The 19181-nt window shown below is 45.0% G+C and carries 18 protein-coding genes; 14 read left to right on the top strand and 4 right to left on the bottom strand.

Features of this window, described 5'->3' with window-relative positions; genetic code table 11:
• Positions 1–6 precede the first annotated feature (6 nt).
• A complete protein-coding gene (locus PQG66_RS10790) occupies positions 7–1236 on the bottom strand; it encodes an aminotransferase-like domain-containing protein (protein ID WP_272037672.1) in 1230 nt (409 codons plus the stop codon).
• A 109-nt stretch (positions 1237–1345) separates the two neighbouring features.
• On the opposite strand from PQG66_RS10790, the gene pdxR reads away from it, so the two are divergent.
• Together pdxR and PQG66_RS10780 are read left to right on the top strand one after the other, a co-directional pair.
• Positions 1346–2869, top strand: a complete 1524-nt coding sequence (gene pdxR / locus PQG66_RS10785) for a MocR-like pyridoxine biosynthesis transcription factor PdxR (protein WP_272037671.1) — start codon at positions 1346–1348, stop codon at positions 2867–2869.
• Positions 2870–2953: 84 nt separating this feature from the next.
• A complete protein-coding gene (locus PQG66_RS10780) occupies positions 2954–3205 on the top strand; it encodes a hypothetical protein (protein ID WP_272037670.1) in 252 nt (83 codons plus the stop codon).
• A 94-nt stretch (positions 3206–3299) separates the two neighbouring features.
• Here PQG66_RS10780 and PQG66_RS10775 read toward each other — a convergent pair whose 3' ends face one another.
• Entirely contained in the window at positions 3300–5174 is a 1875-nt protein-coding gene (locus PQG66_RS10775) for a S8 family peptidase (protein ID WP_272037669.1), read from the bottom strand.
• Positions 5175–5481: 307 nt separating this feature from the next.
• Between PQG66_RS10775 and PQG66_RS10770 the strand changes: the two genes are divergently transcribed.
• The 6 genes from PQG66_RS10770 (at position 5482) to thiI (ending at position 10416) form a co-directional block, all read left to right on the top strand.
• Positions 5482–5988, top strand: coding sequence for a YpuI family protein (locus tag PQG66_RS10770; protein WP_272037668.1), 507 nt, complete (start codon positions 5482–5484; stop codon positions 5986–5988).
• 160 nt (positions 5989–6148) lie between these two features.
• A complete protein-coding gene (locus PQG66_RS10765; protein WP_272037667.1) occupies positions 6149–6367 on the top strand; it encodes a DUF1540 domain-containing protein in 219 nt (72 codons plus the stop codon).
• Positions 6368–6401: 34 nt separating this feature from the next.
• Positions 6402–6821, top strand: coding sequence for a hypothetical protein (locus PQG66_RS10760; RefSeq protein WP_272037666.1), 420 nt, complete (start codon positions 6402–6404; stop codon positions 6819–6821).
• Positions 6822–7034: 213 nt separating this feature from the next.
• Positions 7035–7784: a lytic transglycosylase domain-containing protein gene (locus PQG66_RS10755; protein ID WP_272037665.1), complete on the top strand. Its 750-nt coding sequence runs from the start codon at positions 7035–7037 to the stop codon at positions 7782–7784.
• Positions 7785–8017: 233 nt separating this feature from the next.
• Positions 8018–9166: a cysteine desulfurase family protein gene (locus PQG66_RS10750; RefSeq protein ID WP_272037664.1), complete on the top strand. Its 1149-nt coding sequence runs from the start codon at positions 8018–8020 to the stop codon at positions 9164–9166.
• An 8-nt stretch (positions 9167–9174) separates the two neighbouring features.
• Positions 9175–10416 carry a tRNA uracil 4-sulfurtransferase ThiI gene (gene thiI / locus PQG66_RS10745; protein ID WP_272038141.1) on the top strand — a complete coding sequence of 414 codons (1242 nt, stop codon included), beginning with the start codon at positions 9175–9177 and terminating at the stop codon, positions 10414–10416.
• Between the two features lie 130 nt (positions 10417–10546).
• Here the strand turns inward: thiI and PQG66_RS10740 are convergent, their stop codons facing one another.
• Complete coding sequence (locus tag PQG66_RS10740; RefSeq protein WP_272037663.1) at positions 10547–11245, bottom strand: TerC family protein; 699 nt, start codon at positions 11243–11245, stop codon at positions 10547–10549.
• An 89-nt stretch (positions 11246–11334) separates the two neighbouring features.
• On the opposite strand from PQG66_RS10740, the gene PQG66_RS10735 reads away from it, so the two are divergent.
• From PQG66_RS10735 to PQG66_RS10715, 5 genes are all read left to right on the top strand, one after another.
• Positions 11335–11994, top strand: a complete 660-nt coding sequence (locus PQG66_RS10735) for a TerC family protein (protein WP_272037662.1) — start codon at positions 11335–11337, stop codon at positions 11992–11994.
• Between the two features lie 379 nt (positions 11995–12373).
• Positions 12374–12868, top strand: coding sequence for a hypothetical protein (locus tag PQG66_RS10730; protein WP_272037661.1), 495 nt, complete (start codon positions 12374–12376; stop codon positions 12866–12868).
• 188 nt (positions 12869–13056) lie between these two features.
• A complete protein-coding gene (typA, locus tag PQG66_RS10725; protein WP_272037660.1) occupies positions 13057–14904 on the top strand; it encodes a translational GTPase TypA in 1848 nt (615 codons plus the stop codon).
• Positions 14905–15216: 312 nt separating this feature from the next.
• Complete coding sequence (locus PQG66_RS10720; protein ID WP_272037659.1) at positions 15217–15513, top strand: YlaH-like family protein; 297 nt, start codon at positions 15217–15219, stop codon at positions 15511–15513.
• 90 nt (positions 15514–15603) lie between these two features.
• Positions 15604–16665 carry an LCP family protein gene (locus PQG66_RS10715; protein WP_272037658.1) on the top strand — a complete coding sequence of 354 codons (1062 nt, stop codon included), beginning with the start codon at positions 15604–15606 and terminating at the stop codon, positions 16663–16665.
• Between the two features lie 292 nt (positions 16666–16957).
• On the opposite strand, the gene PQG66_RS10710 is transcribed toward PQG66_RS10715, so the two are convergent.
• Complete coding sequence (locus PQG66_RS10710) at positions 16958–17599, bottom strand: YhcN/YlaJ family sporulation lipoprotein (protein ID WP_272038140.1); 642 nt, start codon at positions 17597–17599, stop codon at positions 16958–16960.
• 237 nt (positions 17600–17836) lie between these two features.
• Between PQG66_RS10710 and PQG66_RS10705 the strand changes: the two genes are divergently transcribed.
• Entirely contained in the window at positions 17837–19171 is a 1335-nt protein-coding gene (locus PQG66_RS10705) for a PhoH family protein (protein WP_272037657.1), read from the top strand.
• Positions 19172–19181 lie beyond the last annotated feature (10 nt).

The following is a 19181-nucleotide window of genomic DNA, read 5'->3' as shown; positions in this document are numbered from 1 at the left end:
TTGAAATTAAACGATAACAATGTCATCTGATTGATTCGAATCATGCCAACGCTGGATTGCTCGATCCATTCGCTCGACGGCCTCCGGAAGAAGTTCTGGGTCGGTATGCGTAAAGTTAATACGCATCCGATTAAGCTCAGGTGTGCCAGCATAGAATGAGTCACCAGGTACAATACATACTTTTTCCTGGATACCAAAAGTGAATAGGTTACTAGCCAACATACCTTCGGGCAATTGCAGCCAGAGGAACATACCACCTTGTGGTGAATTCCATGTAATCCCCTCCCAGGATTTAGCAGCCATGAGGGAGGTCAATTTTTGCATACGTTGCTTATAATCCTGTGAGATGTGACGAATATGAGCATCCAAATCAAAAGTTTCAAGCAAAGCATGCAGTGCCCGCTGATCGATGCTGCTGGAGTGCAAATCTGCACCCTGTTTGGCTCTGGCAGCAATTTTGACGATGTCGGGAGCGGCCAGAATCCAGCCTGTACGTAGGCCTGGTGCAACTGTTTTGGAAAAGGTGCTGGTGTAAATCACGTTAGACGGTCCATTATAGGAAGCTGCATCCAATGCAGCGAGTGCAGGAACATCCAGATTTTCAGGATTAAACCGGATTTCACCATAAGGATCATCTTCCAGAATGAACACTCCATATTTCCGGCATAGATCCACGGCTTGTTGTCTTCTTTCCCGTGACCACACTTTTCCTGTCGGATTGGAGAATGTAGGGTTAATGTAAACGAGTTTAGGGCGATGAAGTTGAAGCTGCTCCTCCAGTGATTCAGGCAACATGCCGTGATCATCACAAGCGACGCCGCGTGACACGCCCTGATAAGATTGGATGACTTGCAGAGCTGCCAGGTAAGTAGGCGATTCAACAAGAACGCAATCACCGGGATCCAGCAGAATGCGGCAGATCAGGTCAATGGATTGTTGTGATCCTGTAGTCAGGAGCATGTGATCAGGCGAAGCCGGAAGTCCTTTCGATTCCAGGCGTTCAGCAATTTTCACTCGAAGAGGGCGGTAACCTTCAGTTTCTGCATATTGAAGAGCAGCTGATCCACTCATAAAAACTTTTTCATACGCCGCACGGATGGCTTCGAGTGGAAAAGATGTCTGTGCTGGAAGTCCACCTGCAAGTGAGATCATTCCAGGGGCCTGTGCGGCCTGTAACATGTCGCGAACGACAGAGGACGGGGTGTTTTGTGCCATTTTGGACCAAGGTGTACTCATATTATTCTCATCTCCTGTTATTCACTGTTATACTGATATTATAAACTATAATAGACTGGAAGCACTATAACAGTAAAACGAAGATCATAACAGTTGGGAGCGATTGGGGATGCATATGGAGTTAAAACGAGGAAGCAGTACCAAATTGTATGTGCAGATTGCCTCGACAATCGCGGACCGCATACGCTCAGGCTTGATTGAACCTGGAACCCGGCTGCCCTCTGTTCGTAAAATGACAGCTGACCTGGGAGTTAGTCTTGTTACAGTGACTAAAGCCTATTCAGAACTTGAAGCTATTCATCTGATTCGCTGCTCACAGGGAAAAGGGTGTTATGTAACGGGAACCGGCATGGGGCTTTCAAATCACACTCAAAGAGACGTGGGTACACACAAAATAGATCGTAACAACTCAGGTGCGTCGCTTAACTGGCAGATGACATTGGTTGATTATTTGCCCCGGGCGCAGCTCTGGAGGCATTTCGATGCATCTCCTCAAGTCCGCTATGAACTTCATATGTCGGCAATTCACCCTGAGTTACTACCTACGCGTGATATTATTGACAGTGCTTACCATGTCTCTTCAGATCATGCGGATCGTATGGCGGCCTACGGATCATTTCAAGGAGATTGGGAACTCAGGCAGACCTTTGCGTCACATTTCGCATCGCGTGGTCTTCAGGCTACACCAGAAAGAATGCTAATTACGAGTGGAGCACAGCAGGGGATAGACCTGGTTGCCCGTACGTTTATTGGTCCTGGAGATGTTGTATATATGGAGGCTCCAACGTACACGGGGGCTATCGATGTCTTTACAAGTCGAGGGGCTAAAATTATTACTGTTCCCATGGACAACGAAGGGATGCGGATCGATCTTCTCACCCGTCTGTGTGACACGTATCCACCCAAGCTTATCTATACGATCCCTACATATCACAATCCGACAGGGATAACGATGAGTGCAAAAAGACGTAAGCAGTTGCTTAACATAGCACAAAGTTATCACTGTCTGATTTTAGAGGATGACCCTTTTGCGGATCTGTATTTCACCACTCCTCCGCCGGCTTCAATTAAATCTATGGATCAAGCGGGGCACGTTGTATATATCAAAAGTTTCAGTAAAGTGCTGTCCCCTGGTTGCCGTATCGCATGTGCTATAGCAGACGGAAGTGTGCTGACGCGTCTGGTGGCCGCCAAATCCACAGCTGATCTGGGCAGTCCTTTATTAACACAGAAGGCGATACAGGCATACATTCAGAATCATTATGATCCTTATGTATGTCGGCTCCGGGAGCAATTGCACGCAAGATTAACCAGGGCGTCCGAGACCTTACAACGACATGCAACGAAGGATATGTATTGGCGTCTTCCGGGTGGAGGACTTAATCTATGGCTTGAATTGCGAGGAAACATGGACATGCATGAACTGCATCGACAGTCGCTTGCTGCGGGAGTATCTTTTCTTCCAGGTTCGGCTTGTTATGTTGCTGAGAGCGACACATCCCATTTACGCATATGCTTTACTGTCACCACCGCTGAAGCTCTGGAGCAAGGACTCCGAACACTATGTGATGTCATTGAGAAGGTTGCTTTTCAGCAAACTGGGACAGCAGCGGACAGGCTACCGCTTATTTAATTTTTTGGATATGGACATCCATCCATACCATTTCGGGTTCACGGCAATAGGTTATATTATCACTTGAAAGGGAGTTGGTTTGAAATGAACCATTGCTGTCCACAGATTGCGCCAATTGTATGTGAACCGATCCAGGTTGTTCAGGACTACTACATTCCACAAATCGTACCTGTGATCCACCCGATTGAAGTTGTAAAACAACATCATTGCGTTCCGATTCCTCACCACATGTATCCAGTTGTCATAAGAGAAGAAGGCCCGCTGTATGTATCCAGCCACAGAAAAAAATCCGTGAAGAAATCCGGGAAAGCCCGCACTACTTCACGCAAACGCTAGTCGCAGCGGATGCCCCGGGGAAACCAATCAAAATGAAAAGAGCAGCGTACGCCCCGGGGCGCAGCTGCTTTTGTTTTATATAAGTTGGCCTATATCATTGGATATATTTTTTCAATGTGTTATCCATCTGCTGTCGGACATGCTGCGGCCAAAATTGCAGCGGAGCACTGCTTCCCGAAGCAGCCTGTAACGCTTTGTATACATCGATCTGCCCATAGCCGTAGAACTTGTCATGACCCGGTTCACCCAAATCGATGACACTTTGACGCATTAGATCCATCACCTCAGTATTGGTGAGATCTGGATTCAGTGAGCGAATTAAACCTGCAAGCGCAGCAACGTGTGGACTTGCCATAGATGTACCTGACAGGGCAGCGTATTGATTGTCTGGATAAGTACTAGCGATACTTGATCCTGGTGCCATCACATCAACATAATCCCCGTAATTGGAATATGAGGCTTTGCTCATGTCCGGATCTGTGGCAGAAACTGCAAAGACCTCTGGGTAAGCAGCAGGGTACCCTGGGCGCTCGGTATTATCGTTCCCGGTCGCAGCGACAAGTACGATGTCCCGATCAAAAGCGTATTTGATTGCGTCATGAAGAAATTGGGCATCCGCATAGTTGCCCAGACTCATATTAATAACTTTGGCTCCATGATCAGCTGCCCAGATGATACCTTCAGCAACTGCATACGTTGTACCTGATCCGGAGCTGTCCAACACTTTGACTGGAAGCACCTTGTTATACCAACTCATACCGGCAACACCTTCGTTGTTATTAACGATGGCTCCGATAATACCCGCAACATGTGTACCATGACCCACGTCATCCAGTGGTTTGCTGGCCGGGTTCACGATATTATATCCTTCAAGCAGTTTGCCTTTAAGATCAGGATGATTCAGGTCAACGCCTGTATCCACGACGGCAACGATGACATCTTTGTTCCCCTTTGTGATATTCCACCCCCGGTTTGTCTCGATCGCAGGCAGATTCCATTGATAATCCGAGAACAAAACATCGTTCGGAATAGGGATGTTCGGTTGTTCAGCGACCTTTTCGTTGGTTAAATACATATAGTGTGGTTCCATATACAATGGATTCCATTTTCCACCAAAGTATTCTCGTAATTGTTTGTAACTCATTGTCTCAGACCGAAAAACATACGTATACCCCAATTTACGTACAGAAGGTTCTTTCAAATCCGAACGGATAATGCGCATATCTCGTTCACCGGGATCTTGGCGGAATCGAATTACGATTTCATTCTCATAAAAATGACTGGCATTAGCGTTGTCATGTCCTGTTTTTACTGTAATTTTGTTTAGGGTATCAGGGTGAACGGATTCAATCTTGAATTTTCCTTCACGCGGATAAGGGATCATTCGCAAGTTTTTACGTTGATGTTCCTCAACAGCATTTAATACGCTTTGACTAAACAAAGCGATGATTGCTCGTTTGCCATCCGTAGAAGGCTGACCCACCACAAAGTATTTTTCTGTGCCAAGAGGAAACGAAGCGGATTCAAAAGTCTGACGTTTATTCACCGCTTTTTTCGCTAAATTCAGAGTGTAATTTAATTTTTGCTGCTCCAGTTTATTACCTTGTTTGAATGCACGGTCAAATCTTTTGCTCGAAGACCCGTCAACATTCAGAAGTTGAATGGACCGAATGTGTCCGTGTGAATCTTGAAGTGAATTGATATACCGAGTTAGCTGTGCATCGGTCATCGTATTCGTTTTATCCAGTATAATCCCAAGGTGCTGTTTGGCATCTACGCGTGTAAGCAAATCAGTTGCTTTAATATCTTGAACCTTTAACCGCTGTTTACTTGCGTGTTCCTGATGAGGATTGTCCTGCATTGCACTAGGCTTAGGTTCGGTACGGTTGGATGTTGGAAGCAATAAAGTCAGCGCTAAAGCGCCTGCTCCTGCTGCAAGAGCCCAGTTTATCCATCGTGGTCTGGACATGGACAGAAACCTCCTCGTTCAATTTTAGACCATAATCTACGGCGTGCTGCTCGCATCATCGTAGTCACGAATTGTACTTAGCGTTAGGAGAAGCACCGTTTTTTATGCAAATGAGTCTGAAGTCTTTCGGCAAATCTGCTTTAGATTTTTTGCATGGACCAACAACACGGAAAGCGCAATCAAGGGATACCGCTCGTCAACTTTTTATGATAGGATTATATCTGAGAATTCAAATGTCAAAAAGTGAGCTATATTAACCGAACTATACGTGAATATGTAAGGACTTATCTAAGGGGGAGCTACCTTTATGTCAGCAGCCAATGTACAAAAAATATGTGAGTCAACCAGGGAAAAATTAAAACCGGCAATCGATCGAATCGAGAAGTTTTTGAATGAAAATACTTTACCTGAATTGGATCAGAACCAGACAGATGAATCAACTGCCTTTTACAAAGGATTTCTTTCTGATCTACGTCATTTGCTCGTTTTTTCTGAAGTTTCTTACGAAAAACTTGGCGTTGTGCTGCGTCGTGCCAACTTTGATGTCGAATTTGCCGAAAAGGCTCTTTATAATACGTATCACCAAAGTGTAAACAGCTTTTTCTATCCCAAAAATGAGTGTTATTCCGAAGACGGAAGATATGCTTACACAGGTCAGGATGCAATTCGTTTCCGTGACAAACCAATTCGTTCCGTTCGTGATGTGATTCTAGAGATATCCAAAACGTATGAAGAACTGCGCGATGATCTGGCATACTACGAGAGTGATTACCTTACTCAGCGCCGTATGCAAAACCAACGTAATCATGCTTAATTATACGTAAAACATTAACCGCCCAAGTGGCGGTTTTTTTTATCTTAAAATCAGAATGACCGTTGTACAGGGGTTCAAAAGGGACATGTTATCATCTGGCATTTAAGCGGAGAATATCGGATTTGTGCAGGGGTAACAATAGGTATCGAGGTGATAAAAAATGAGCCATGACAAACCAATTGTCAAATGCAGCATCTCCAACTGTCACTTTTGGGGAGAAAACAACTTTTGCCAAGCCGATGCTATCATGATTGACATTGACCAACACGCTACCCGTCGTTTGCATGAGGAGTTTGCCGGTGAGACGTTTGACTCCGATCATCGTGATCATGCCCGCACCTCTTCTGCCACTTGCTGCCACACATTTAGACCTAAATAAGCAGTCATCCAATTATTAACGGAGGTGCTTTCACATGAAAAATGATGATATTCAAGACAAAGGGTTGGACCGTTATAACACAGAGGCCAAGGAAGATCACCAACGCCAGCGTGTAGATTATCCGAGAAAAGCATACCGTGAAGAGTATGGAGCTGAGGTGGCGCCACAAGCAACTGTTCGGAGCAGGGAGACGGAGCGTACAAGTTCCCGGGAAATTCCTGAGAAACACGAGGCAGATAGTGTAATGGGCTCTACAGGTCGTGTTGCAGGTTATACGGGGCTTGCTTTTGGTATCGCTTCCTTGTTCATGTGGTCCATCGTGCTTGGTCCGGCTGCGGCAGTGCTAGGTTATTATGCTTATGTAAATGGCCGTAAAACGGCAGGGGCCTGGGCGATTGGTCTTGGTATTGTTGCTACACTTAGTTACTTTTTTATGCTCCCCTTTGCACGTTAAAAATAAAAGAATGTAAAATGATGTGAAACCCTTCTCATTTTGATGCAACCTTCTGTGCTCACCAGACCGTGGTGATAACAGGAGGTTTTTTTTCGCATTAACGAATATTGGAATGTCTATTCAGCTATTTTTTATGAAAATGATGGAACCTGCGTGTAAAACAATGTAGAATAAAGTCATCAAGGTTGAATGAAACGGGAGTGAGCGTAGCACATGCAGATAGATCCAAATAGTTCGCGGCAGTTACTGGAGCTGCAGTTATCCAATATTAACAACCAAACGAGTGGTTCGAGTGTACAAGCTGGCTCGACGACTGGCTTTTCAGAAGTCATTGATGGGCTGTTAAACAGCAACGGTACATCAAGTCCAAATGAAGCAGTAAATCAATATCCTATCTCCAAAAGATCAAACGATGGCTTATTGTGGTTACAGCTCGGTAGTACCTACAGCCCGGATTTGACTTCGGTGAGCTCTTCTGAAGCAGATCGTCTGACATCTTTGCAGTCTCTGACAAGTACGGTACAAGCTGATTCGGGCACGACGTTACCTACGGATTATGATTCATTAATCTCGCAAGCCAGCATTAAATATGGCGTACCGGAATCTTTAATCAAAGCGGTTATTGATACCGAATCCGGTTTTAATCCCAAAGTTGTCTCTTCAGCAGGAGCCAAGGGTCTGATGCAGTTAATGGATGGTACAGCGGCAGGACTTGGTGTGAGCGATTCTTTTGACCCAGCTCAGAATATTGACGCAGGAACCAAATATTTGGCGCTCCAACTCCAGCGTTTTGGTGGACAGGAAAAGATGGCTTTGGCTGCATATAATGCCGGCCCAGGACGGGTATCCAGACTCGGTGTAACAAGTGATCATGAGCTGATGAGCATGCTGCATCTGCTACCTGTTGAAACACAGAACTATATTGCTAAAGTGGAACGTGCTCGTTCCAAATATGCAATTTAAGAAGATAGCTGATATAGCCACTTCATAATAATGTGTTTATTAGGTCAAGTATAAGCATTCTTTAGTTTCATTCCGTTAAAAAGTTCATATCTATTAGTGGGCAAAGAGATCCAATGCAAATGCAGGGTATGTACGTACTGCTTTTGATTGGTCTTTTTGTGTTGTACATAGATCGTGGTACAATGCTCTTTATAGTGTTAATGAACGAACAGATAAGGAAGGTGCACCTCGTTTTGAAATATTTTGATTATGCAGCAACGACACCTCCGTATCCGGATGTGATTCGCACAATGGCAGAGATTATGGAAACCCAATTCGGAAATGCTTCGTCCATTCATGGATATGGTGAACGTGCGAATCAGTTACTTCGCCGGGCCCGAGCAGGCTGTGCTACTGCCATCGGTGTGAAGCCGGATGAGATCGTATTCACATCCGGTGCAACAGAGAGTAACAATCTTGCGATTAAGGGGACCGTACTCCGATATTGCTCACGAGGGAAACACATCATAACCACGGCGGCAGAGCATGCTTCTGTGTATGAAAGTGTATTGCAGCTACAACAGTGGGGATGGGATGTAACCTGGATCCCTGTCGATTCGAGAGGTGTTGTTTCTGTTGATCAGGTAATCAGTGCTGTCCGCTCGGATACCGTGCTTGTCAGTCTAATGCATGTAAACAACGAGACTGGGGCTGTCAATCCGGTAGGTGAGATTGGCAAGCAGCTTAAACAAAAGGCACCGCGTGTCCTTTTCCACGTTGATGGTGTTCAGGGTTTCGGAAAATTACCCGTCTCACCAGCTCAATGGAGAGCGGATTTATACAGTTTGTCTGCTCATAAGATCAGGGGACCTAAAGGAGCAGGGTTACTTTATGTACGAAGCGGCGTAGAGATTACCCCGCTTCTGTCAGGAGGTTCGCAAGAACACAATTTTAGGGCGGGTACCGAGAATGTGGCTTTGATCGTTGGCATGGCTAAGGCGATGCGCATTGCGGGAGAGAGACAGAGTGATTTTACAAAGAGTATACGTATACTCCGAGACCGAGTCATGGATACAATTTCTTCTATTCCTGAGCTACAACTTAACAGCACCAAAGAAGGAGCACCACATATTGTGCATTTTTCCTATCCAGGCATGAAAGCTGAAGTGGCACTGCATACACTGGAACAACTTGGGTGTACCGTATCAACCCAGTCTGCTTGTTCTTCGCGTTCGGCTGAACCCAGCCGGGTGTTACTAGCCATGGGGAGAGATGAAGCTTGTGCTGCTGGAGGTTTGCGAATAAGTTTTGGTGATGAACATACAGAAGAAGACGTAGCGATATTGGAAAAAGCGCTTCAACAGATGGTGGCACAGCTACGGCCACTCGAAAGGCGGATGTAAACTAAATGTTGAAATATGATATGCTTCTGCTCCGTTTCGGAGAGTTTATGTTAAAAGGAAAAAACCGAGCACGTTTTGAGAAAACCATTATTACTCAAGTTAAAGCGCTGATTAAGCCCTATCCAGGGGCAAGCTTGCGTAAAGAATATGGCCGGGTCTACGTAGATCTTGGTGGTGAATCCCATACACAGCTGATTCCCGTATTGAAACGTGTATTTGGTGTAATGTCTATCAGTCCAGTAAAAGTAACGCCGTCCGAGATAGATGAGATTGTACAAACAGCGGTTGCGTTCATGGATGAACGTGCCGGCGAATTTGGTGAGATGACGACCTTCAAGGTTAATGCACGCCGGGTCTGGAAGGCGTTTCCGCATTCCTCTCATGAAACGAATCATTTGGTCGGCTCACCTATACTGCGCAAGTTCCAACAACTGAAAGTAGACGTGCGTGAGCCTGATATCGAATTGCGTGTAGAAATACGCGAACAAGGCACTTATATTTTTAGTGAGGTTATTCCTGCCGTAGGTGGATTCCCACTGGGGACAAATGGCAAGGCGATGGTACTCTTATCTGGAGGGATAGACAGTCCGGTAGCCGCATGGTCCTCCATGCGCCGCGGATTGGAAGTAGAGTGTGTTCATTTTTACAGTTATCCGTTTACAAGTCAGCGTGCAAAAGAGAAGGTGATTGATCTAGCCCGTGCTCTTGCTGATCATGCGGGTACCATTAAGTTACATCTTGTTCCATTTACAGAGATTCAGACTGCATTCACTCAGTTAGGGCAAGACAATCTGATCATTACACTGATGCGGCGTTCCATGTTACGGATAGCGACCAAACTGGCAGAACGCGAGCGTGCACTTGCACTGATTACGGGAGATAGTTTGGGTCAGGTCGCAAGTCAGACCCTGCCAAGTATGAATGTCATTGGGAGAGCCACAGATCTACCGTTGCTCAGACCATTGGTGATGATGGACAAGCAGGAAATTATTTCGATTTCCAAGCAGATTGGTACGTATGATATCTCCATTTTGCCTTATGAAGACTGTTGTACTTTGTTTGTTCCCAAATCACCGTCAACCAACCCAAATCTGCGAATTGTAGATAAAATTGAAGCGACGATGAGTCATCTGCCGGTATGGCTGGAGAAGGCGGTAGAGCAAACTGAAACGATCATATTGCACGCTGGAGAAGCATCCATCCGGACAGGACAGTCAGAAGATAGTGTGATGAAGGATGATTGGTTCTAACTTGCAATTGCAGTGGTAGACATAACAAATGGAATGTTAATAAAACATAAAAACAGGACTGACCGCTGTAAAGGCGGCCAGTCCTGTTCTTTTTGTATTTACATGTGAAAGATGGCTATGTCCGAATTCATTACGAATAGGAGTGTTGCGGTTTATTCTGCTTTTTACTACTAGAACGTTTACGATAACCCGCAAAGACAATACCGCAAATCACCACAGCGATAAAAAGAATGCGCACGGCTGGATGCTCATTGAAAAAGGGCATGATCCGTTGTTCTTCGGTAATCATGTTCGAAGCGGTGTAACCTAGTACAATCGCTCCAATATAGATAATCCAGGGAAACCGATTAATGAGTTTGATAAACAAGGTGCTGCCCCAGACAATAATAGGGACGCTAATCAATAGGCCGAGAATGACAAGTACCAAATGTTGCTGCGCAGCTCCGGCTACGGCAATTACATTATCGAGCCCCATGGCTGCATCTGCGATGATGATCGTGCGGACGGCGGTCCACAGCGACGATCCAGCCTGAATATCATTATGCTCATCTTCCTGATCAGCTAACAGTTTGTAGGCAATCCAGATCAGGAGTAGACCGCCTGCAAGTAGGAGCCAAGGTACTTTTAGCAGCCATAATACAATGATGGTAGCCACAATTCGAATGAGAAGAGCACCGCCTGTACCATATAGAATAGCTTTTTTTTGTACAGCAGGGTGTAAGTTTCTGGCGGCAAGGCCAATGACAATTGCGTTATCTCCAGCCAGGATCAGATCGATAAAAACAATGTTCAATAAAGCCAGCCAAAATGTGGGACTAAACGGCTCCATGGCGTTATGTCACTCCTTATATATTCTTCAATCATTAAGAATAGCATGTACATCTTTTACATACAAGTTAGAATGAGGGGGATGAGGAGATGGATACGCTATGGCTATTAACGCAAATTTTAATGATTAATCTGGTACTAAGTGGGGATAATGCCGTCGTTATCGCATTGGCGAGCAAGGATCTACCTCCGGCTCAACGTCAAAAGGCAGTCTGGTGGGGCGCTTTCGGTGCAGTGATTTTACGCTGTATCCTTACTTTTGTGGCGGTGTTACTACTGGGTATTCCGTATATTCAAGCGGCGGGTGGACTTTTATTATTCTGGATCGCAATGAAATTACTGCTTCAAAATGACGATGAAGTACAAGTTCGAAATGCGTCTACCACCTGGAGAGCGATTCAAACGATATTGGTTGCGGACTTTGTAATGAGTCTGGACAATGTGTTAGCGATTGCTGCGTTGGCGGATGGAGATTTGGCTTTGATTGTCATTGGTATTGCAATTAGTATACCCATCGTTGTATGGGGCAGTGGCCTTATTGTAGGTCTGCTGAAGCGTTTTCCCATTCTGGTGTTTGTTGGATCAGGCATCCTGGCTTTTACCGCAGGAGAGATGTTAATGAAAGATCCCAAGCTCGGGGAATGGCTGGGAGGAATGGCAACGGAAGCGCACGTGATGCTACCCATAGCTATGGCTGGCTTGGTCATTGCAGCAGGAGGAGCGCACAGGTTCGTTCGCCGGAATGCTTAAATGAGATGTGAACTCTGCGATATAAAATAATCGAGGGGTGTCATTAAGGCACCCTATCTCACAATTGGTTTTGCAGCGTTCCACCGATCGGTGCGGACTTTTTTGACATATGAAAATCCATTGTGGGATCCATCTGCTATTGCCTCAATTATATCTATTCTCATTCATGGAAATACAGGATAATGCAGGAGGTGAGGTATTGTTCTACTCGAGTAAAGAAGCGCTGATTTTCGACATCAAGTATAGTTTTTTGGAGGAACATCAGATACACTAGAAGAAATAGTAGTAAAAGCTCGATTTTGTATCAAAAATTCGTATAATGCTTGAGTCAGCACATACTTTGGAAGTTACATAGCTGAGAAAACAAGAGGTGACTAGGATGAAAAATGAGAGAGCTATCGGACTATTTATTGTAGTTGCAGGTTTTGTGATTTTACTTGGAAAATCAGGGGTTTTTGGATTTATTGGCCGGAACTTCTGGCCGCTTCTGCTTTTGCTACCGGGTATTGCTCTTTATGCACTGTTTTATGCTCGGACTGCCCCGTCCTGGTCTTTAGTACCGGCGGGCATACTCACCGTATATGGGGTGTTGTTCAGCATAACGAACATATGGGGAGCTGGACTCATGAGGAACTTGTGGCCACTTCTTCTGTTAGGTATCGCCGCAGGTTTATTAGGGTATGGTATGGTTGAGCGCCGAAGACCGGAATTTGTCTATCCTGCCGCACTCATCCTGGGGGCTGTGTCCATCGTATTGTTGGCGTTTACTCTGCTCCAGACAGGAATCATCTACGTGCTCGCTGTACTCCTCATTCTGGGTGGCATCTGGTTGCTTACCGGGCAAGCTCGTCCAGGCCGAGGAAAGAGATGGTAAATATCTCTGCAACTGGCTTGAGCTATTTCGAACGAAATATCTTGATTTTTACCTATGATAAACTATAATATAGGGGATATAGACATGCGTCGGGATATCACCGACGCTTATTTTGTGAGTAAACTGCGAAATTGCGGGATGTTCAGTAGATATGAATTTTGAAATTGGAAAGGATATGGATACAAACCATGCATTCAAGAGAACACATTCGCAATATTGCGATTATTGCCCACGTCGACCACGGTAAAACAACACTCGTCGACAAGTTGCTCCAGCAATCCGGTACTTACCGTGATCACGAAACGGTACAGGAGCGCGTAATGGACTCGAACGATTTAGAACGTGAACGCGGTATTACAATTTTGGCCAAAAACACGGCTATAACTTATAAAGACTATTTGATTAACATCGTGGATACACCAGGACACGCCGACTTCGGTGGAGAAGTAGAACGTATCATGAAAATGGTTGACGGCGTAGTTCTCGTAGTTGATGCTTATGAAGGCTGTATGCCACAAACGAAGTTCGTACTTCGTAAAGCGCTAGAGTATAATCTGACACCAATTGTTGTTGTAAATAAGATCGACCGTCCTTCGGCTCGTCCGGCTGAGGTTATTGACGAAGTGCTTGATCTTTTCATCGAACTGGGTGCAAATGATGAACAACTTGACTTCCCAGTCGTTTATGCTTCCGCATTAAATGGTACGTCCAGCATGGAAGATGACCCGGCTAAACAAGATGACAACATGATGGCAATCTACGATACAATTGTAAGTCACATTCCTCATCCAACAGAGAACGTGGAAGAGCCACTTCAGTTCCTCGTTACCCTGATGGACTACAATGAATACCTCGGACGTATCGCAATCGGTCGTGTGAACCGTGGCGTAATTCGTCAAGGCCAATCCGTTACTGTTATTATGCGTGATGGCAAAAGCAAAACTGCTCGTATCGAGAAACTGTTTGGTTTCCAAGGTCTGAAACGTATCGAGACCGAAGAAGCTGGAGCAGGTGACATCGTTGCGATTGCAGGGATTAAGGATATCAACATCGGTGAAACGATCGCTGATCCGAACAATCCTGAAGCTTTGCCGGTTCTGAAAATTGATGAGCCAACACTGCAAATGACATTCCTCGTAAACAATAGTCCATTCGCAGGTCGTGAAGGTAAATGGGTTACTTCCCGTAAAATTCGTGAGCGTCTGATGAAAGAGCTTGAAACAGATGTATCTCTTCGTGTAGATGAAACGGATAGTCCAGATGCATTTATCGTTTCTGGTCGTGGTGAGCTTCACCTTAGTATCTTGATCGAGAACATGCGTCGTGAAGGATATGAGCTTCAAGTATCCAAACCTGAAGTTATCGTAAAAGAGATTGACGGTAAAAGAATGGAACCCGTTGAGCGTTTGATGATCGATATCCCGGAAGAGAGCATGGGCGCAGTTATGGAAAGCTTGGGCGCGCGCAAAGCAGAAATGGTGAACATGGTTAACTCAGGTAGCGGACAAGTGCGCTTGGAGTTCCTGATCCCTGCACGCGGTCTCATCGGTTACAGTACAAACTTCCTGACATTGACTCGTGGATACGGTACAATGAACCACGCTTTCGACAGCTATGCTCCAGTCGTATCCGGTCAAGTAGGTGGACGTCACCAAGGGGTACTGATCTCAACTGAAACGGGTACATCTACGTTTTATGGAATGATGGGTGTTGAAGATCGTGGCACGCTCTTCCTTGAGCCTGGAACAGAAATTTACGAAGGTATGATCGTGGGTGAGCATACACGAGACAATGATATTGTTGTCAACATCTGTAAAGAAAAGCAACTCTCTAACGTTCGTTCTTCAGGTAAAGATGATACGGTTAAAATCAAAACGCCGATTATCTTCTCGCTGGAACAGGCCCTTGAATATCTGAACGACGATGAATACTGTGAGATCACGCCGAAATCTATTCGTCTTCGTAAGAAGCTCCTGAATAAATCCGAGCGTGAGCGTGCAGAAAAGCAACGCAAAATGGCTCAGAATAACGCGTAAAAACTCACTACCCTAAGAACTACAACAGTTAATGTTTGAAGGGGATGTATTTGCACGATTGAACGATTCCGCTCTCTCGCCAGAGGTAGTGGAGGGAGAGGAATCGATTCTGCAGAAGCGAAGCGCTCGCCTTTGTCACCGAATTTCAACACTTGATAGAGTGTTCACAGAAATTCGGGGATAACAGCGATCAAAAGAATGATCCGAACCCGGAACGGTCGAACGAGCGACTTAGAATCTCATTGTGCATAATTGATTCCCATCAATGAATTAAATGTTGTACAGCATGATCATGAAAGGAGATGCCTTAACATGCAAGCATGGTTTGCATCACACCCGATCATCGCCTATATCGTCATCTTTGTACTCATTACTTACGTGTATAACAAGGTCTTCCGGGTACGTCAGAAATTGCCGATCGGTAAGGAAATTGTGTTGTATATTTTGATGGCGATGGGCACGTTCATGCTTCTTATTTTTCAGATCGACAAGCTGCCTATCATTCAATGTTTGTTAGTAGCTGTAGGTCTGATGTTGTTAGTGCGCGTTCGTTATTATGTTGAAGGTCGTCAAAAGAAAAAAGCGGAAGCTGCCGCTCGGAATTCATGATGCAGTCTATGCACCCACACATCCGTTTTCCTTTGGGAAAGCGGTTGTGTTATATATAGACTAAACAGAAGTGATAAAGGTGTTGAGAACATGAGCTCAAATTCAAACGGATTGCCTCCACGCAGACAAGTTTCTAATTCATCCATCCATTCAGGCAAAAAGAGTAGCAAGGGAAAGCAGCCGAAGAAAAAGAAACGTATGCGTGGGTTGGTTAAAATGTTCCTTAGTCTGCTTGTGATTGGTATTCTGGTAGGTGGAGGATATTTGTACTGGATATATAATCAAGTCGCGAATACGGGAATAGACAAGCCTGTTCCTCCAGGTATGTCGGCTTCAACCAAACCACTTACAATGTTGCTGCTCGGTACGGATAATCGTCCCGAAACAGGTACATTTCTATCGGATGTCGTGATGGTTGCGGCACTTAATCCGAACACAAAGACTGCAACAGTGGTATCATTGCCACGTGACACACGTATTCAACTAGATGGATATAAGTCGAATAAATTAAATGCGTATTATCCACGATTCAAAACACAAGAAAAGACTTCTGGCAAAAAGGCAGAGGACCAGATGAAGGAAATGATGGGCAAGTATCTGGGTGTAGATATCAATTATACTACAGTGATCAACTTCCAAGCCTTTCGTGACGCAATTAATGCCGTGGGCGGAGTTGACGTTACGGTGGATAAGAACATGTGTTACCGAGATACGGCTGACAATACAGATATCAATCTGAAGGCGGGTCCACAACATCTGGACGGGAAAGAAGCCCTTGATTTTGTTCGTTATCGCAAGTCCAATTGTAAACCCAAAACGGATGAGTCCAACGATTTCGATCGAAATAAAAGGCAGAGCCAAGTGATGAATGCAATGCTGGATCAGATGAAATCGCTCGGTGGAATTACCAAGATTGGCAAAGTAATAAGTGCGGTAGATAAAAACATGATCACAGATGTGGAATCCGAGCAAATGAAAAATTTTATCGCAACCTATTGGAATATTTCCACGGAAGATGTTCACTTTACTCCGGTTACAGGGGAGTGGAGAAGTCCTTATGTATATATTAATGAGACAGAGCTTGCTAATGCCAAGCAAGCGTTGCAAGATACACTGGCAGGCAAGGTAACAGCTTCGTCCCCGACACCGTGAAGTTTATTTTGGGGATTGGATGCAGGCATGACAGTATGATATAATCACATCGACTAGAATCACATAAAGTAGGTTAGGGGGCTCGTTGAATGTCCGAAGCCGTCATACAATTAACAGAAACTCTCCTACAACAATTCAAAAGGCAGATGAAGATTGAAGCGTTTAAGAATGCGTTGCTATATGGCGCTCAATTGTCTTTCGTGCCTCAATTTGTCAAAATATATGATCAACGTGCTGCGGAGAAGCTCGATGAGCAAGTCTTTTCAGCCATGAAAAAAAGCCTAGTGAGAGATCACTGGGCTTTTTGTTGTCTTTTTTCGGATGTATGTTGTTGCATGTATTGATCCTGAGCTGGTTCATTCGGGTTCTGGCGAACTTTGACGTCTTTCGGAAGCTGTGGAATGATTCTGCCTACCATGTCTGCGAGTTCTGAAGCGAATCCGGATATTGGGTGTCCTTGGCGAATATGCTCACCAATTTCTTTAATACGTTCGGAGACGTCTGCATCAGCGGTAACGATGGAATCTACGCCCTCAGGATCTTTGCGTAAGGCTTCTGCAACGGAGTATTTAATGATGCCAACACGTGCCCGTTCCAGATTTCCATCTACATCGATACCAACGATAGCAGTGTTTCCGAGGATGATGCAATTAGCATCTTCTACACCTTCAACATGCTTAGCAAGGGCTTTGAGATGACTCACTCGTTTTTCATTGGACATTCTACCGTGATCCGTACCATTCGCAACATCCTGTACTTCGCCCGTATTTTCGTTGAATTGGTCGATACGCGAAGCATTCATTCGATCATCTTGCTGAGTTGCCATGTTTCCTCCGTAACTTCTAGGATGCATCTGATGCGGTTCCTGTGAAGCGTTACGTGTAGAGGTATTACAGCCAGTAAGTATGCAGATTAGAAGCAATGTACATATCATCTTTTTCAAAAGTATTCATCCTTTCTTGGGGTTTTTCAGAATGGTTGACAATTATTTTGCCCTAGTCGAATACATTTATGTATGGGAGCATGATTGTCCATGCCACTGCTGAACATTGCACGATTTAGATGAACTCGGGAATGGTAGGAAACGGAATGCTTACACAGAGCACCTTCGTCATTCCCGAGACCACGTTCCAGCCCATGCCTTTAACGACGCCGCTTTGGAGGGGATTGAATGAAAAAGATTTTTGTATTGGATACCAACGTGCTTCTGCATGACCCCAATGCCATATTTGCCTTTGAAGAACATGAGGTGATCATTCCCGCGGTTGTACTGGAGGAAATTGACTCTAAAAAAAGAAATGCCGATGAGATCGGCCGAAACGCGCGTAATGTTTCTAGGTTGCTAGATGGACTCAGAGAACTGGGGCATCTGCACAGTGGTGTCCCCCTTGCCAATGGAGGTAATCTGAAAGTTGAACTCAATCACCGTAGCTTTGTTAAGGTTCAGGAGATGTTTGGAGAAGTATCTAACGACAATCGTATTCTGGCGGTCGCCCTGAACTACCAAATTGAAGAGAACGAAAAAGAAGTGGTGAATCGGCAAGTTGTTCTTGTTAGTAAAGACGTTCTCGTACGAATTAAGGCGGATGTACTCGGACTGAACACACAGGATTACTTATCGGATCGCACGGCAGGACTCAGTGAGCTATACCCTGGATATACTGCGCTGAAAGTTCATCCGTCAGTCATCGATGAGTTTTACACATATCGTTTTTTACCGATCAAACCTTTACAGCTGTCCTACTCGCTCTATCCCAATGAGTTTGTCATTCTAAAAGACGAAATGGGTACGAACAAATCGGCTTTGCTCAAAGTGAATATGGAAGGTACGAAGCTGGAGCCGCTGTTCCTCAGTAATGATAATGTCTGGGGGATAAGCGCCCGTAATGCACAACAACGAATGGCGCTGGAACTTTTGCTGAACGATGATATTCCGCTTGTAACGATAACAGGCAAGGCAGGCACAGGCAAAACACTTCTTGCTCTCGCAGCAGGACTGTTGAAAGTTGAAGACGACCACAAATATAAAAAGCTATTGATTGCGCGGCCTGTTGTACCAATGGGCAAGGATATCGGGTATTTGCCGGGTGAGAAGGAAGAAAAGCTTCGACCATGGATGCAACCCATCTATGATAATCTTGAATTTTTATTCGATACAAAAAAGGCTGGAGATATTGATAAAATATTAATGGGTCTTGGTAGCATTCAAGTGGAAGCACTGACCTATATCCGTGGAAGATCCATCCCAGGTCAATTCATCATTATTGACGAAGCTCAAAACTTGTCGCGTCATGAAGTGAAAACGATCGTATCCCGAGTAGGGGAAGGCAGTAAAATTATTCTGATGGGAGATCCCGAACAGATTGACCACCCGTATCTGGACTCTGCAAGTAATGGATTAACGTATATTGTGGAGCGTTTCAAACGGGAGGGAATCAGTGGACACATTATGCTTGAAAAAGGAGAACGATCCAAGTTGGCACAGCTTGCAGCAGACTTGTTGTAATAAGGCTTTT

This window comes from Paenibacillus sp. JJ-100, assembly GCF_948329825.1.
Taxonomy (GTDB): Bacteria; Bacillota; Bacilli; order Paenibacillales; family Paenibacillaceae; genus Paenibacillus.
Note: the sequence above shows the minus strand (reverse complement) of the source record. Positions and strands in the feature narration are given on the sequence as shown.

Excerpts from the sequence above, each read along its gene's own strand:
- PQG66_RS10705 (WP_272037657.1), top strand. The coding sequence starts at position 17,837 with ATGAAAAAGATTTTTGTATTGGATACCAACGTGCTTCTGCATGACCCC.
- typA (WP_272037660.1), top strand. The coding sequence starts at position 13,057 with ATGCATTCAAGAGAACACATTCGCAATATTGCGATTATTGCCCACGTC.
- PQG66_RS10790 (WP_272037672.1), bottom strand. The coding sequence starts at position 1,236 with ATGAGTACACCTTGGTCCAAAATGGCACAAAACACCCCGTCCTCTGTC.
- PQG66_RS10735 (WP_272037662.1), top strand. The coding sequence starts at position 11,335 with ATGGATACGCTATGGCTATTAACGCAAATTTTAATGATTAATCTGGTA.
- PQG66_RS10780 (WP_272037670.1), top strand. The coding sequence starts at position 2,954 with ATGAACCATTGCTGTCCACAGATTGCGCCAATTGTATGTGAACCGATC.
- PQG66_RS10720 (WP_272037659.1), top strand. The coding sequence starts at position 15,217 with ATGCAAGCATGGTTTGCATCACACCCGATCATCGCCTATATCGTCATC.
- PQG66_RS10765 (WP_272037667.1), top strand. The coding sequence starts at position 6,149 with ATGAGCCATGACAAACCAATTGTCAAATGCAGCATCTCCAACTGTCAC.
- PQG66_RS10775 (WP_272037669.1), bottom strand. The coding sequence starts at position 5,174 with ATGTCCAGACCACGATGGATAAACTGGGCTCTTGCAGCAGGAGCAGGC.
- PQG66_RS10740 (WP_272037663.1), bottom strand. The coding sequence starts at position 11,245 with ATGGAGCCGTTTAGTCCCACATTTTGGCTGGCTTTATTGAACATTGTT.
- pdxR (WP_272037671.1), top strand. The coding sequence starts at position 1,346 with ATGCATATGGAGTTAAAACGAGGAAGCAGTACCAAATTGTATGTGCAG.
- PQG66_RS10760 (WP_272037666.1), top strand. The coding sequence starts at position 6,402 with ATGAAAAATGATGATATTCAAGACAAAGGGTTGGACCGTTATAACACA.
- PQG66_RS10715 (WP_272037658.1), top strand. The coding sequence starts at position 15,604 with ATGAGCTCAAATTCAAACGGATTGCCTCCACGCAGACAAGTTTCTAAT.
- PQG66_RS10710 (WP_272038140.1), bottom strand. The coding sequence starts at position 17,599 with ATGATATGTACATTGCTTCTAATCTGCATACTTACTGGCTGTAATACC.
- PQG66_RS10755 (WP_272037665.1), top strand. The coding sequence starts at position 7,035 with ATGCAGATAGATCCAAATAGTTCGCGGCAGTTACTGGAGCTGCAGTTA.
- PQG66_RS10770 (WP_272037668.1), top strand. The coding sequence starts at position 5,482 with ATGTCAGCAGCCAATGTACAAAAAATATGTGAGTCAACCAGGGAAAAA.
- PQG66_RS10730 (WP_272037661.1), top strand. The coding sequence starts at position 12,374 with ATGAAAAATGAGAGAGCTATCGGACTATTTATTGTAGTTGCAGGTTTT.